The sequence below is a fragment of the Vibrio stylophorae genome (assembly GCF_921293875.1).
Taxonomy (GTDB): Bacteria; Pseudomonadota; Gammaproteobacteria; order Enterobacterales; family Vibrionaceae; genus Vibrio_A; species Vibrio_A stylophorae.
This window is the reverse complement of record NZ_CAKLDI010000001.1, coordinates 706,393-720,716: the sequence shown is the minus strand read 5'-3', so window position 1 is coordinate 720,716 and position 14,324 is coordinate 706,393. Positions and strand designations below refer to the sequence as shown.

At 47.8% G+C, this 14,324-nt stretch carries 12 protein-coding genes and 1 pseudogene; 4 read left to right on the top strand and 9 right to left on the bottom strand.

Translation table 11 applies throughout. The annotated features are described in order from the left end of the window. Positions 1-43: 43 nt before the first annotated feature. A pseudogene (gene phoR, locus L9P36_RS03305) lies at positions 44-1,330 on the bottom strand (phosphate regulon sensor histidine kinase PhoR); the annotation flags it as partial. Between the two features lie 17 nt (positions 1,331-1,347). Next, positions 1,348-2,037, bottom strand: coding sequence for a phosphate regulon transcriptional regulator PhoB (gene phoB, locus L9P36_RS03300; protein ID WP_237464894.1), 690 nt, complete (start codon positions 2,035-2,037; stop codon positions 1,348-1,350). A gap of 267 nt (positions 2,038-2,304) precedes the next feature. Between phoB and rdgC the strand changes: the two genes are divergently transcribed. After that, positions 2,305-3,216: a recombination-associated protein RdgC gene (gene rdgC, locus L9P36_RS03295; protein ID WP_237464892.1), complete on the top strand. Its 912-nt coding sequence runs from the start codon at positions 2,305-2,307 to the stop codon at positions 3,214-3,216. Between the two features lie 192 nt (positions 3,217-3,408). Beyond that, positions 3,409-4,815 carry a prephenate-dependent tRNA uridine(34) hydroxylase TrhP gene (gene trhP / locus L9P36_RS03290; RefSeq protein WP_237464890.1) on the top strand — a complete coding sequence of 469 codons (1,407 nt, stop codon included), beginning with the start codon at positions 3,409-3,411 and terminating at the stop codon, positions 4,813-4,815. A gap of 144 nt (positions 4,816-4,959) precedes the next feature. On the opposite strand, the gene L9P36_RS03285 is transcribed toward trhP, so the two are convergent. The 4 genes from L9P36_RS03285 to L9P36_RS03270 all read right to left on the bottom strand — a co-directional run bounded on the left by L9P36_RS03285 (position 4,960) and on the right by L9P36_RS03270 (position 9,444). Further along, a complete protein-coding gene (locus L9P36_RS03285; RefSeq protein WP_237464889.1) occupies positions 4,960-6,006 on the bottom strand; it encodes an HlyD family secretion protein in 1,047 nt (348 codons plus the stop codon). A 16-nt stretch (positions 6,007-6,022) separates the two neighbouring features. Then, entirely contained in the window at positions 6,023-7,351 is a 1,329-nt protein-coding gene (locus L9P36_RS03280) for a glycosyltransferase family 2 protein (protein ID WP_237464888.1), read from the bottom strand. After that, positions 7,338-8,687: a TackOD1 domain-containing metal-binding protein gene (locus L9P36_RS03275; RefSeq protein WP_237464887.1), complete on the bottom strand. Its 1,350-nt coding sequence runs from the start codon at positions 8,685-8,687 to the stop codon at positions 7,338-7,340. The genes L9P36_RS03280 and L9P36_RS03275 overlap by 14 nt, the downstream gene beginning before the upstream one ends. 364 nt (positions 8,688-9,051) lie before the next feature. Beyond that, on the bottom strand, positions 9,052-9,444 hold the full coding sequence (locus L9P36_RS03270; protein WP_237464883.1) for a hypothetical protein: 393 nt from the start codon (positions 9,442-9,444) through the stop codon (positions 9,052-9,054). Positions 9,445-9,717: 273 nt separating this feature from the next. Here L9P36_RS03270 and L9P36_RS03265 point away from each other — a divergent pair, with 273 nt between their 5' ends. Both L9P36_RS03265 and L9P36_RS03260 read left to right on the top strand, forming a co-directional pair. Continuing rightward, entirely contained in the window at positions 9,718-9,972 is a 255-nt protein-coding gene (locus tag L9P36_RS03265) for a YfhL family 4Fe-4S dicluster ferredoxin (RefSeq protein WP_237464881.1), read from the top strand. A 512-nt stretch (positions 9,973-10,484) separates the two neighbouring features. Beyond that, positions 10,485-11,042 carry a hypothetical protein gene (locus L9P36_RS03260; RefSeq protein ID WP_237464879.1) on the top strand — a complete coding sequence of 186 codons (558 nt, stop codon included), beginning with the start codon at positions 10,485-10,487 and terminating at the stop codon, positions 11,040-11,042. 147 nt (positions 11,043-11,189) lie between these two features. Here L9P36_RS03260 and mepA read toward each other — a convergent pair whose 3' ends face one another. The 3 genes from mepA to L9P36_RS03245 all read right to left on the bottom strand — a co-directional run bounded on the left by mepA (position 11,190) and on the right by L9P36_RS03245 (position 14,187). Then, positions 11,190-12,047 carry a penicillin-insensitive murein endopeptidase gene (gene mepA, locus L9P36_RS03255; RefSeq protein WP_237464877.1) on the bottom strand — a complete coding sequence of 286 codons (858 nt, stop codon included), beginning with the start codon at positions 12,045-12,047 and terminating at the stop codon, positions 11,190-11,192. 127 nt (positions 12,048-12,174) lie between these two features. Continuing rightward, on the bottom strand, positions 12,175-12,891 hold the full coding sequence (gene deoD, locus L9P36_RS03250; RefSeq protein ID WP_237464876.1) for a purine-nucleoside phosphorylase: 717 nt from the start codon (positions 12,889-12,891) through the stop codon (positions 12,175-12,177). Positions 12,892-12,954: 63 nt separating this feature from the next. Further along, positions 12,955-14,187, bottom strand: coding sequence for a phosphopentomutase (locus L9P36_RS03245; RefSeq protein WP_237464874.1), 1,233 nt, complete (start codon positions 14,185-14,187; stop codon positions 12,955-12,957). Positions 14,188-14,324: the final 137 nt, after the last annotated feature.

Below are 14,324 nucleotides of genomic sequence, written 5' to 3'. Positions count from 1 at the left end.
TCGCCTCAGATGCGATGGGCTCTGCATCAATAATGCGCTGGCGTAAACGGGCTGGCAGCGTAAAAGCAAAGCTACTGCCCTTACCAACTTGGCTGCGAATCTCAAGTGTGGCGTCATGGTGATTGAGCGCATGTTTCACAATCGCGAGACCCAAACCACTACCACCCGTTTCACGCGAACGCGCTTTATCGACACGATAAAAACGCTCGGTCAAACGATGAATATGCTGCGGCGCGATCCCTTCACCACTGTCATTCACCTCAAGACGCGGACCACTTAAGGTATCAAACCAGCGGACCTCAATTTCAGCGCGTGGTGGCGTGTATTTCACCGCGTTATATACCAAGTTAGAGATGGCGCTGCGCAGCTGATCTTCATCGCCCAAGGTCGCCAAGGTATGATCCACCTCAAAGCGCAAACGGTGCTGGTTTTCACCACTCAGCGTGGTGGCTTCTTTTTCAAGAATATCCAGCATCGCCGGTACATTCACCACTTGGTCCAATTCAATCATTGGCGCTGCTTCAATTTTGGATAGGGTCAACAGCTGCCCCACCAAGCTATTCATGCGGCTCAGCTGCTCCATCATCACCGTATGCGCTTTGGTCCACATCGGGCCTTGCAGCACATCCGGCTCTTTAGCCATCTCAAGATAACCTTGCAGCACCGTCATGGGCGTGCGCAGCTCATGGGAGACATTGGCAAAAAAGCCGCTGCGCATCCCTTCCAAATGTTTCAGCTGCGTCACATCACGCACCACCATCAAATATTCGCCCTCGCTATAGGGCATGGTGCGAAACTCTAGAATGCGGTTTTGATTGATCGGTGATGGCAGCTCCAGCGGCTGACTAAAGCGCTGGCGACTGATGTATTTGACAAATTTGGGGTGGCGAATGAGATTGGAGATATGCTGGCCTGCATCCTCTGGCCATTGAAAACCCAGAAGCTGACGCGCCAGCTTATTGCACCAAACAATGGTGCCGTCGCCATGAAAGACCACCACCGCATCGGGTAGTGATTCACCGCCATTACGAAAGCGACGGATCAGATTACCCAACTCACGACGGCGACGACGGTTACGCTGCTGCAAACGGTAGATGCCGTTAAAAATCGGCTCCCAAGAGCCCCCCGCAGCAGGTGGTGTTAAGCGCCGCTCTTGCCAGAGCCAACGCGACAGTTTGAGCAAATTATGGTAGTGCCAAAGCAGCAAAATAACGGTGGCGATGGTTAAAAACCAAGCCATGCCGCCAAAAAACCAACCAATCAGCAGCCATGGAAAATAAAATCCAGCCAGCTCCCATGCCAACCTTTTCCATGACAATTGCTCTAACATAGCTGGCCCTTCCCGCCTTAAAGTTTGGTAGAAAAACGATAACCCGCGCCGCGCACGGTTTGCACCAAACGGTCATGCTCACCGCCTTCCAAGGCTTTACGCAAGCGACGAATATGCACATCCACCGTGCGATCTTCGACATAGACATTGGTGCCCCACACATTGTTCAACAACTGCTCACGGCTGTATACGCGCTCTTGGTGGGTCATAAAAAAGTGTAATAATTTAAATTCGGTGGGCCCCATATCCAGCGGCTGCTCATGCGCTGTCACGCGATGGGACACAGGATCCAAACGCAGCCCCTGCACCTCAATAGCATCATCAAGTGCGGTCGGTGAAGCGCGGCGCATCACAGCTTTTAAGCGCGCCATCAGCTCTTTGGGTGAAAATGGTTTGGTGATGTAATCATCCGCGCCCACTTCCAAGCCGCGCACTTTATCTTCCTCTTCACCGCGCGCAGTTAGCATTACCACAGGAATATGACGGGTATGCTCATCACGTTTGAGGTTTTTTATCAGATTGATGCCAGAACCACCCGGTAGCATCCAATCCATAATAATTAGTTCAGGATAGGGCTCGCAAAATTGCGCCTGCGCACTATCATAATCCTCTGCTTCCACTGCTTGATAGCCGTTCTGTTCGAGCACAAAGCACAACATCTCGCGAATGGGTGCTTCATCTTCAACTACTAAAATTCGTCTTGCCATGAACTTAACTCGCCTTGTTGTTCGATTACGCGATGCATTATGGTTTTTCTTTATGACATTTTTGTGGCACCTGAAAACAAATTGTCACATTTTGCCCCGCATCCGCCAACGAAAAAAGCAAGCAAAAGCCAATAAATTTGGGCGGCGTCATTCAAATTTTAAGACGCTGACTTTTTTTTGAAAAAACTGACCGCTAAAAGCAAGGACATTCATTTTTCTTTGCTTTAGGATGTCGCCCTCAATTCGAACCCAAAGTGAGTGACAGAGATGTGGTTTAAAAATTTGTTGGTGTATCGCTTTAATCGTGAGATCGCCCTCAACGCCGATACCATTGAGCAACAACTAGCAGAGTACCGATTTACGCCATGTGGCAGCCAAGACAAACAAAAATTTGGCTGGATCAGTGCCTTGGGTCGAAACGGCGACATGATGACCCATGTGGCAAACGACAACATTTTGGTTTGCGCGCAAAAAGAAGAGAAGATGATTCCAGCATCGGTCATTAACGATGCGCTGCAGGAAAAAATCGAAGCTGTCGAGCAAGCATCAGGTCGTAGCGTTGCCAAAAAAGAGAAAGAGACGCTCAAAGACGAGATCATGATGCAGCTGTTGCCACGCGCATTTAGCCGCTTTAGCCAAACCCGCGCGCTGATTTTACCCAAAGAGCAGTTGGTGGTGGTTGACGCGAGCAGCAGCAAAAAAGCAGAAGATCTGCTGGCGCTGCTTCGTAAATCTATGGGTAGCTTGCCAGTGGTTCCAGTTGCTGCGCAAAAGCCCGTTGAACTCACCATGACGGAATGGGTGCGCTCAGGCAACTTGCCACTTGGCTTTATTCTCGGTGAAGAAGCTGAGCTCAAAGCCCTTGAAGAAGATGGCGGTGTGATTCGTTGTAAGCAACAAGGCTTGGTTAGCGATGAAATTCATGCCCATATCGAGGCCAACAAACTCGTCACCAAAGTGGCCATCGACTGGCAAGGAAAACTGACCTTTATGCTTGGTGATGATCTCAGCGTCAAACGTCTCAAATTTAGCGATGAAGTAATCAGCAGCAATGACGATCTCAATGAAGATCGCGCCGCGCAGCTTGATGCTGATTTCTCCTTGATGTGTGGCGAGCTCGCCGCCTTTTTGCCAAACCTCTTTACTGAAGTGGGCGGCCTTGAAGGCAGTGCAGAATAAGTTTCTCGCTTAAAACCATCGATTGATAACGCCGCACTTGCGGCGTTTTTTATATCGATTCTCTCCCTTGATGCACGGCGTCAACCTCGCACGACTTTGCAACACCATCAAACTGACGTAGAATCGCGCCACATTTGCTGGCATTAGGTGTCAGCCTCCTGACTTATAATCAGACACAAGAAGATACGAGCTATGTTTATTCCGGAACTCCTTTCTCCGGCTGGCAGCTTGAAAAACATGCGTTACGCCTTTGCTTATGGCGCCGATGCTGTTTATGCCGGCCAACCACGCTACAGCCTGCGTGTGCGCAATAACGAATTCAACCACGAAAACCTAAAAATCGGTATCGATGAAGCCCATGCACAGGGCAAAAAGTTCTATGTGGTTTGTAACATTCAGCCGCACAACTCCAAGCTAAAAACCTTTATTCGCGACCTCAAGCCAATTGTTGAAATGGGCCCTGATGCACTGATCATGTCCGATCCTGGCTTGATTATGATGGTGCGTGAAAACTTCCCAGAGATGACGGTTCACCTATCCGTTCAAGCCAACGCTGTGAACTGGGCAACGGTGAAATTCTGGCAGCAGCAAGGCGTTGAACGTGTCATCGTTTCACGTGAGTTATCCCTTGAAGAGATCGAAGAGATTCGTGAGCAATGCCCTGAGATGGAGATTGAAGTCTTCGTTCACGGCGCACTTTGCATGGCTTACTCAGGTCGCTGCCTACTTTCTGGCTATATCAACAAGCGCGATCCAAACCAAGGCACCTGTACCAATGCTTGTCGTTGGGATTACAAAGTGCATGAAGGTAAAGAAGACGAAACCGGTCAAATTGTCGAAGCCAATCCACAAGCAAGCGCTGCCAACCATGGCGCTGAAGTGATTGAAGTGCTGCCTGAGCGTCCAGACACCACCATTGGTATGGGTAAACCAACCGATGAAGTGATGCTGTTTGAAGAGAGCAAACGCCCAGGTGAGCTAATGGCTGCATTTGAAGATGAGCATGGTACTTACATCATGAACTCTAAAGATCTTCGTGCCATTCAGCATGTTGAGCGCTTGACCCAAATGGGCGTGCACTCACTCAAAATCGAAGGCCGTACCAAATCATTTTACTACTGCGCACGTACCGCTCAGGTTTATCGTAAAGCCATTGATGATGCCGTTGCAGGCAAACCATTTGATCCAAGCTTGATGACCACGCTTGAGAGTTTGGCACACCGCGGTTATACCGAAGGCTTCCTGCGTCGTCACACCCATGATGCTTACCAAAACTACGACTATGGTTATTCTGTGTCTGACAGCCAACAGTTCGTTGGTGAGTTCACCGGCAAACGCCGTGGTAACTTGGTTGAAGTGGAAGTGAAGAACAAGTTTGTGATTGGCGATAGCCTTGAACTGATGACCCCTAAGGGCAATGTCACCTTTATTCTCGAGCAAATGGAAAACCGCAAGAGTGAAGCGGTGGATAGCGCCAAAGGCAATGGCCACTTCGTGTTTATTCCGGTACCGGAAGATATCGAGCTTGAGTACGCACTATTGATGCGCAACCTCAATCAAGGCGAAGATACTCGTAATCCACACGCACAAACAGCGTAAGCGATTGACAGAATCTCAGTCGAGGTAGACTCGACAATGTTGCAATCATAAATGCTGCAATAAAAAGTCCCGCCAATGCGGGACTTTTTTTATCGCAATTTTACGCAGGTGCAGTGCATTACCTGCGGCGCAATACAACAATGATTAGAACTGCACCTCAACAGGCATGCCTTCAACCCAACGCCCCCAAGTCAAAGGCTTCTCAAGGGTCAAGGTCACACGCAATAATGCCGGACTTCCCTCAAAAGGTTTCGCCAACTGGCTAGGTAATTTACTCGCCACTTCAGTCGGCTCGGAAACATAGGCGGCAAAGCGCTCACCGTCTGGAAAAATCACCGTCACTTGATTGCCGACCACAGCATCTTTGAGATATTTGGCATCCAAGTAAGCAATCACTTTAGGCTGCTCAAGGGTGGTAATTGCAATCAATGGATCGCCAGTACGCACGCGCTGGCCTTTGACCACCAAACGCTCCACCACAAAACCAGCCACTGGGCTGTAAACCTGCAAACTCGCCATCTCAGCTTGTTTGCGTACCAATTGCTGGCGCAACTGACGACGCTCTTGAATAATTGGCCCTGCCACTTTGACGCGCGTATTTTCACTCACGGCACGGTCATAATCGATCTGCGCTTGCTTTAGCCCCTGCTTCGCGCTGGCATACATATTAAGCATGGCTGAATAGTCCAAACTCGACACACTGCCCTGCTTTTTATAGCTGTCATACTGCTTTTTCAGCTTTTCAACAGAGCGCAAATTGGCGCGCGCTTCATAGATTGCCTGCTTAAATAGCTGTAAATCCACCGCAGTAGAATGCTCTTTATCCCCCTTCAAACCATCTAACTCACGCTGTAGGTAACCTACTTCAGCAGTTAAGACTTCATTTTTCAGGTTCAGTAATAGCTCTTGTGGTTTCACTTGCGTGATGGATTTATCAAGCATCGATACCACCACTGCATCGTGGGTCGCGCGCAAGACTAAGGGCTCAGAAGAGACAATGCCGGGGGCGATCACCAACACAAAGTTGCGATAGAAAAAATAGAGCAACACCAAAATGGGGCTGAGAATCAACCCAAGTAGTAAATACCAACGCAGGCGATAGCCGCCGCGCTTAGCTTGGCCATAGGCCACCTTGGTGCCCTGATCGCGCGTGGGATCATTTTGTTTATCGAGATGAAATTCTACTTTCATAATTCAACGTTCATAGTTAAAAGCGTTTGCCTCGTTTGAGCACCCACCAAGGGGCCATACTGGATTCTTCATGACTGCGTCGCACCACTTCATTGACCATGGAAAAGGCGGTAATTAAACGCATCAAAAATTGATATAAGGGATACACCAAAAGCCAGCCAGCCATGCCTAAATCACTTCGCCAGCGCTCTGAGACCAAGCTAAGATAAATCACGAAGCTCACAGCACTCATCAAGCAATACATCACATAGAGCAGCGCCGAGATACCCAGCACCAACCCAACGGGATAACTGATAAAAGCAAAAATCAGATAACCCACCACCAGCAAGGGCAGCAACACATTTTGCAAAATGCCGTAGACCAAGATGAAAAGAAAATTGCCCCAACCTAATAGTTTAGGGGTGAGCCCCATGCGATGTTTGCGCAGAAACAGAAACAGCAAATCGCCATCCCAGCGCAGGCGCTGCATGATCAATCCTTTGACCGTATCTGGCACATCGGTATGCCCCACGGCATGAGGTTCAAAACCCAACTTCATTTGCGGATAACGACGTTTGTATTGTTTGAGGCGCATGGTGAGGTCAAGATCCTCTGCGGTATGGGTATCCCAGCCACCGCATTGACGCAACGTCTCTTTACGAAATGCGCCAAACGCGCCTGAAATGTTATTCAACACCCCCCAGCGCGCCATGCCAGTTTTACCCGCTTGCATCGACAACATATATTCCAGCGACTGCATTCGCGTCAGAATATTGGTCCGCCAATTACGCACGCGCAACGCGCCGCCGCAGGCAAGTAAGCGAGGATTTTCAAATTGCCGCGCCATGGCCAGTGCCATGGTGTTATCAAAGGAGGTATCGCCATCGACATTGATCACCAACTCATGTTTGGCTTCAGATAGCCCCGCATTGAGCGTGGAGACCCGACCGCCTCGCTGCCATTTGGGAATCACCCGCATCTGACGCAGTGGTCGATTTTGATGCCGCTTTACACCGGCCACTGCGGCGGCATAGGTATCTTGGTTTTGCACCGCGCCATCAACTACGGCGAGCACCTCAATAGCACCGGGATACACCTGCTCTACCAAGGTATCAATGGTGATACCAATAGCATCCCCTTCACCGTAGCAAGTGATCACAAAACTAATACTGGGATAGTGCAGTGGCCGCACCTGGCTCTCACGCGTTGGACGAGCATAGGCCCAACGAAAAATACCGGTTTGCACCAATAGAAAAAGTGGCAACTCAATGAGCAGCCACATTGGCATCAGCACAATCAGCAGCACTTGGTGAACTTTAATGTTCTCCCAAATCAGCTGAGCAAAGAGCAAGCTATCCTGCCACATAAAAATCCACGAGCTTATTTTGCAGCCAAACCTTGGCATCATCGTGCAAGCTTTTATCTGGCAGCGTCCAAGCTGCAACGCGCAGCGTAAAATCCTCTATCTCAATCTGCTCTGAAAGCTGGGTGATCTTACCTTGCAGCACTTCAAGTGAAGCCAGCGGCGTGCGCGGCAATAAAATCAGTAATAAGTCGTCTTGATACTGACAGCAGACATCGGTATTGCGCAGCAGACCATTGAGCCGAGAAGTGATCTGCTCAACCAAAGCAAACATCCGCGCTTGACCTTGCTGCTGGCCGTAAGCCAATAGCTCAGGAAAATGCAGCGCTAAAAGCAAATGGTGATCTTGATGGCGAATCGCGAGTTTATTTTCCCATTGCAGCAGGCTGAGCAAGAAACTGGCATCCACATTGCCATTGAGCGCCAAGGTCGGCGCGCTAAGCACTGAACCGTGGCGCAGCAGATGACGTCCCTGCTCACCAATGCGATAGCTATAGACCCGCTGACTGATCAGGTCATCCACGCCGCTCACTCGCTGACAGCGAATGCAACGCACTTGGGTTTTAGCTTCGGCAAAGTCCAAATCGCAACTATTACAGTGATGCGTCTCTAAGGGGCGATCATAATCCACGCCGATATGGCGCAGCTGGGTCAAACAATTGGGACAACTCAAACCACCCGCACGCAGAAAGCTGCTCTGTACGCCGACATGGCCACAGGTAAAGCAATGCAATGACACACGCGCGTCCACATCTGGGCTTAAACAGCTGGGGCAAGATTCAAAGTAATTCAGGTGTGAACTGTGGCATTGGTTACATTGACGGATGCGATCAAAAACCTGCTCGGATGCAAGGAGGCCACGCTTGGTTTCTTGAGCTAAGAAGTGAAATAGATTGTCTCGCTCTGGCTGCAAGGCTTGCAGCAAAGGATAGACATACAAGCTATCGGACTGGTGCTCAGCCACGGGCAATAAACGGCGATGATCGCCCAGCCACAGCCAAGCCAGCAATGGCTCAGGATCAGCCACTTTGATTTGTTCCGCATTGGCCTGTAAACGCTGCCAAGCTTGTAGCGCTGATTCTGGCAACCAAAGCCCATCGGCCAAGGCATCACTATAACGGCTTTCATTCACCACAAAGATCAACCAGCCATAAAAGCGTTTCGCCTGATGCCAGGTTTGTAGCCAAGAGTCTTGCTGAGAGGCAGGCAAATTGAGCACCAAGATCCCATGACGCTGCGTGGGCAGCTCAGCCATAGCGTCTACCGCATGGTAGGCAAGGTGCGGGTGCTCCACGGCTGGAAGGCCACCCATACAATAGATGTCAATGATTTGTTGCATAATTTCTTGGCGTTGTAACGCACTAACCCAATGGATAGATCAAGGTACCGGATGTGCTCTTTAGCATAGTGCGAAAAATAACATCAAGACAAAAAAAGCAATGTAATCAATGAATTTCATTAAAACAACAAATTAGCCGAAGCGCCCTCTCATTTATAAACTCCAGTTCTCAAAACGCTCAGTCTAATTGATTGAAAGAACAATAGATCTTAGATGCGCATCGTAAGTTTTCAAAAATGAGATTTAAGTTCACATAAAATTAACGTGATATGCAGTCAAAAACGCTTAAGCCAAGGCATAAAAAAAGCACGCTCATCAAGAAACGTGCTGGTTTCAACGGTTTAAGCCAATCGGTGAAAAAGAGTTAGGCAAATTGCCCATTAAAATAGGCAACCGCCTTATCTTGCAGTTGCATGTGACATGCGCGAAGCTGCTGCTCCTCAATCGCTTGTTCCACCTGCTGCCAATTGGGCCAACCTTGCTGCTGTGCAAAAGCAAAAAAACGAATCACGGCATTGGGCTCAAAATCATCAGCCACGCTTAAATCACCATGATGTTCCAGTGAGTAATCCACCGCCCAAAAGCACAAATAGAGCTGCTCATAATAGCTCAAACTCTCTTTACCTTGGCGCGATCGTTTTTTTAGTAGGTGCAATGCTCGCTCATCTATTTCTAGATGGCAGTCCAAATGACGTTCCACATCACGCCCCAAATGACTCGCCGACTCACTTGCCAATAACTCGCTTGATGAATGCATTGTCAGGCTCCGTTGTTCAAGATGATTTTCAGCATGCCATAATTTTAGCGGTGCACAAACCACAGCCAAGGAAAAGGTGAGGCAAAACACAAGCATTGGCTTTGGGCAATCGCTACAGCCATTGGATTTTAAGTGGTCTGTGATACACTGCGCGCCTCGTTATTCGAGATGGCAGGCTTTATCGGAGTGATAAAGTCGAAAGCGCGAGCTTCTCGCATAAGTTCATATCGTTTCATGAAGAAGCGATTCGACCTGATTTGATCTTTTTTCGTTATGGCATTAAAAATCAAAGACACATGCATTAACTGTGATATGTGCGAGCCAGAATGTCCCAATCAAGCAATCTTCTTTGGCGAAGAGATCTATGAAATCAAGCCAGAGCGATGCACTGAGTGTAAAGGGCATTATGACAAACCCACTTGTATGAGCGTTTGTCCCATCGACTGCATTATGGTTGACCCAGAGCATGTCGAAAGTGAAGCGCAGCTCTTTGACAAGTACGTGAAACTGCAAGGGCTTGCAGAATAATCACCTCGCTTGATTCAAGCTTTGCTCATTAAAAAACGCGCCATTTGCGCGTTTTTTTGTGTGTTTTAGACCGCAATTTAGTTTTCTATATTGCTCGATTCAACTCAGTCCGCGTTTATATTGTAGCTAGTCACCGCAGCTGCCAAACCTAGTGTTTCCACTTCGCACTTCCCTGTACGCAACAACGTTTGCTACATACGTGCTACGGCACGTATCTCTTTTTAACCATACGCATTACACATCATCAGCTTAATCAAGTGAGGCCAAGCTCACTTTGATGTTATTTATAACAATGAAAGCGATCATCCGTTATAAATAACAATGGCGGCTAACTGCGCTTACGCGAAAAATATTTTTACACCATTTATTTAGCGCCAGAGCACAATTCGAGGCACAGGCCTCTCCGCTCAAGAAAGACTACATAGCTGAAACACGACATATTTTTATATTCATCATACAACGCATGAAAAATATAAGACTATTTATCTTCCAAACAACCAGCAAGGGATTACATGAAGAATTTACTTATTTTAATTATGATGTTTTTATCTTCTACCGCGCATGCTGTAAGTGAGTATTCCGCTGTAGACGATAGTATTAAAAATTTAATTAACGGCACAGTAAAACACTTAAAAGTGCCCGATAGAGAAAAAGTTAAAATTAATATTTACAATGCCGTGGAGTCAATTTTTGATGATGCCGGAAAATGGAATGGCTATTGGTTAGGATATAACGAGCTATCTGCATCAAAAATTAAAGAAACTGACGTGCGGTATATGGAGTACATTATAAATACTGAAAATAATGGATTTTTTTTCGTTAGCTTTTTATATGACACCAATGCTAAGCAAATATTAATTAGCCAAAAACAAATCAGATACGGTTCGAGTTCAGGAGCATTTGAAGTTTTTCATAAAAGAAAAAGTAACACAGACACATACAAAGTAATTCACGAAAAAAATAACTTTGCCTTATTACAGCAGAAAGGCAATGTGACTTTTTCAGCTTTTAATTTATTCGGTGAATATGGCGGTGTTGTTTTCTTTAATCAAGTCATAATCGATCTCTAAAAGCAAGTATAGTGTATAAAAAATGGGCGAGTTAACGTTCATTATCGTTACACTGTAAAATTTGCATTAACCTCAATTCAAAAACCATCATTCATAATGCATGATGGTTTTTTATAGCAAAATCAAACGCATTTAAAATATAAGTGATTATTGAAGCAAGGTTTGGCACTGAGCTGGCGGCTTTGGCCTTGGCTTATATTGCTTAGGCGCTAAGCTGTCATTTTTCGGCTTTTCTTGTACCAAAGGCTGCCAAGAGTAGAGCTCGTAACCGCAACCTTCCCCCGCAGGCACTGGCGCTTGGTTGACGCAATCAGGGCTGTCTTTGGGACAGCTGAGTCGCACATGCATATGGCTATTGTGCCCCCACCAAGGGCGCACTTTGGCAAGCCATGCGCGATTTGGCCAGCTCATTTTACACAAGCTCTGCTTGATAATGGGATGCACAAAAATACGCGAAACTCGCTCATCCTGCGCCGCAAAGTAGATGAGATCGCCCTGCGCTTGTCCCCAAGCATCAAAATTTTCACGTTGCTTGGCCACATCAATCATCGAAATTGCACTGACTTGATTACGCTCACTTCGGCTATATGGGCGCTCGCCTAAACGCAGCCAGATATCCACATCCAATCCAGTTTGATGCGAGCGATGACCATATTGAAAGGGGCCACCGCGAGGCATGCCCATATCGCCCACCAATACATCGCCATAGCCTTGGTTTTGCATGGTTGCCGCTAAGGTTTCAATAAAATCGATAAGATCGGGATGGCCAAAATAGCGCTGGCGCGCCGGTCGCATCACCTGATAACCCGCCCCTTGCTGCGCCAACTCATGGGCGCCTTGAATACAGCCACCCGCATATTGACCAAATATTTGTGTTTGACCTGCGCTGACGGTTTTTTGCTGCGCCCAAGGATTCATTTGCGCGCTCACGATAAAAGTACAGCAGCTCAGTAGTAACAGGCTATAGCGAAAACCATAGCCTTTCGCCATGCCAAATATTGACATGGTCCCCCCTTCTTTTTGCTTATTGTTCTACAGCTTAGCTTAGCCCAAAGGAGAATGGCTCGAAAACAAAAAAAGCCCAAGAGCGTGCTCTTGGGCTTTGAAATACAAGCGAAAGTGAAGTTAGATATTAGGCGTCAGCCAATAGGATCGATTCTAGCGCGATCTCAATCATTTCGTTAAAGGTGGTTTGACGCTCTTCTGAAGTGGTTTGCTCGCCACGAAGGATGTGGTCAGACACAGTACAGATGGTCAGTGCTTTGGCGCCAAACTCAGCCGCTACACCGTAAATGCCCGCAGCTTCCATCTCAACACCCAAGATGCCGTACTTATCCATGGTTTTGAAGAACTCAAAATCAGGGTTGTAGAACAGATCTGCTGAGAAAAGGTTACCCACTTTCACGTTGATCTTTTTGGCTTTGGCTGCTTGAACCGCGTTGTTCACCAAATCAAAATCAGCAAGCGCTGCGAAATCGTGACCACCGAAACGCATACGGTTTACTTTAGAATCCGTTGATGCGCCCATACCAATCACCACGTCACGCAAATGAATATCATCACGTACTGCGCCACAGCTACCCACGCGAATCAGCGTTTTCACGTTAAAGTCTTTGATCAGCTCAGTGGTGTAGATAGAGCAAGATGGGATACCCATACCGTGACCCATCACAGAGATACGGCGACCTTTGTAAGAGCCAGTAAAACCAAGCATGCCACGTACGTTACACACTTCCTTGGCATCGTCTAAGAAAGTTTCAGCGATGTATTTTGCACGAAGCGGGTCGCCCGGCATCAATACAACGTCAGCAAAATCACCAAGTTCAGCGTTAATGTGTGGAGTAGCCATGTTCTATTCCTTCTTGATTATGAGAGAAACATGGACGCGCGCTGCGCGTCCCGTCTGTCCGTATTACTTGTTTACAGGTAAAAAGTTTGTGCCATAGTCCATGGCTGAGGTTTCAAAGTAACTTGCCAGTGACTGACCAATATCAGCAAAGGTTTCGCGGCGACCCAAAGAGCCGGCTGGAATATGTTGGCCATAAACCAATACTGGAATGTGCTCACGGGTATGATCGGTGCCCACCCAAGTTGGATCGCAGCCGTGGTCAGCAGTGATAATCAGCACATCGTCAGGTTGCAGCATTTCAAGAATTTCAGGCAAACGGCCATCGAAATATTCAAGTGCAGCGGCATAACCAGCCACATCGCGGCGGTGGCCATAAGCAGAGTCAAAATCAACAAAGTTACTAAACACGATGCTGTTGTCACCCGCTTCTTCGATGGCCACTTTGGTCGCATCAAATAGCGCTTCAATACCAGTCGCTTTCACTTTTTTGGTGATCCCGCACTGGGCATAGATATCTGCAATCTTACCAATGGAAATCACTTCGCCTTGGCGCTCATCCACCAACTTTTGCAATACAGTGGCACTTGGCGGCTCAACAGAAAGGTCACGGCGGTTACCGGTACGAGCAAATTCACCCGCTTTCGGGCCGATGAATGGACGCGCAATCACACGACCGATGTTGTAGCCTTCAAGCTCTTCACGCACGATATGGCAAAGCTCTAGCAGCTTTTCAAGGCCATAGGTTTCTTCGTGACAAGCGATCTGGAATACAGAGTCCGCAGAGGTGTAGAAAATTGGCTTACCCGTCGCCATATGCTCTTCACCCAAATCATCCAAGACTTGCGTACCAGAGGCATGACAGTTGCCGAGGTAACCAGGCAAATTAGCACGCGCAACAATGCGATCAAGCAGCTCTTGTGGGAAGCTGTTTTGGTGCTCAGTAAAGTAGCCCCAATCAAACAGTACAGGCACACCTGCAATTTCCCAGTGACCTGATGGGGTATCTTTGCCTGAAGAGATCTCTTTGGCATGGCCATAGGCACCAATCACTTCACAATTGGCATCAAAGCCCTGAGGAAAATGACCCGTCGACTCCATCGCCGCATGACCTAAACCTAATTTAGATAGGTTTGGCAAAGACAATGGACCTTGACGCTCAGCGGTATCCGCACGGCCCGCAGCGCAAGCTTCAGCAATGTGGCCGAGGGTATCTGCACCCACATCATTAAATTTTACTGCGTCTTCCGTGGCGCCAATACCAAATGAATCCAAAACAAGAATAATGGCACGTTTCATCACAGACTCCGTAGCCTCACTCAATTGAGGCACTCGATGTTCCAGCTGCTTTTAATGCGCTCATCAAAAGCAACAAAATTAAGTTGATGATCCAATGCTGCGCTTGATTGCACATGATGACAATCAATCATTGCCAT

Excerpts from the sequence above, each read along its gene's own strand:
- phoB (WP_237464894.1), bottom strand. The coding sequence starts at position 2,037 with ATGGCAAGACGAATTTTAGTAGTTGAAGATGAAGCACCCATTCGCGAG.
- rdgC (WP_237464892.1), top strand. The coding sequence starts at position 2,305 with ATGTGGTTTAAAAATTTGTTGGTGTATCGCTTTAATCGTGAGATCGCC.
- trhP (WP_237464890.1), top strand. The coding sequence starts at position 3,409 with ATGTTTATTCCGGAACTCCTTTCTCCGGCTGGCAGCTTGAAAAACATG.
- L9P36_RS03285 (WP_237464889.1), bottom strand. The coding sequence starts at position 6,006 with ATGAAAGTAGAATTTCATCTCGATAAACAAAATGATCCCACGCGCGAT.
- L9P36_RS03280 (WP_237464888.1), bottom strand. The coding sequence starts at position 7,351 with ATGTGGCAGGATAGCTTGCTCTTTGCTCAGCTGATTTGGGAGAACATT.
- L9P36_RS03275 (WP_237464887.1), bottom strand. The coding sequence starts at position 8,687 with ATGCAACAAATCATTGACATCTATTGTATGGGTGGCCTTCCAGCCGTG.
- L9P36_RS03270 (WP_237464883.1), bottom strand. The coding sequence starts at position 9,444 with ATGCATTCATCAAGCGAGTTATTGGCAAGTGAGTCGGCGAGTCATTTG.
- L9P36_RS03265 (WP_237464881.1), top strand. The coding sequence starts at position 9,718 with ATGGCATTAAAAATCAAAGACACATGCATTAACTGTGATATGTGCGAG.
- L9P36_RS03260 (WP_237464879.1), top strand. The coding sequence starts at position 10,485 with ATGAAGAATTTACTTATTTTAATTATGATGTTTTTATCTTCTACCGCG.
- mepA (WP_237464877.1), bottom strand. The coding sequence starts at position 12,047 with ATGTCAATATTTGGCATGGCGAAAGGCTATGGTTTTCGCTATAGCCTG.
- deoD (WP_237464876.1), bottom strand. The coding sequence starts at position 12,891 with ATGGCTACTCCACACATTAACGCTGAACTTGGTGATTTTGCTGACGTT.
- L9P36_RS03245 (WP_237464874.1), bottom strand. The coding sequence starts at position 14,187 with ATGAAACGTGCCATTATTCTTGTTTTGGATTCATTTGGTATTGGCGCC.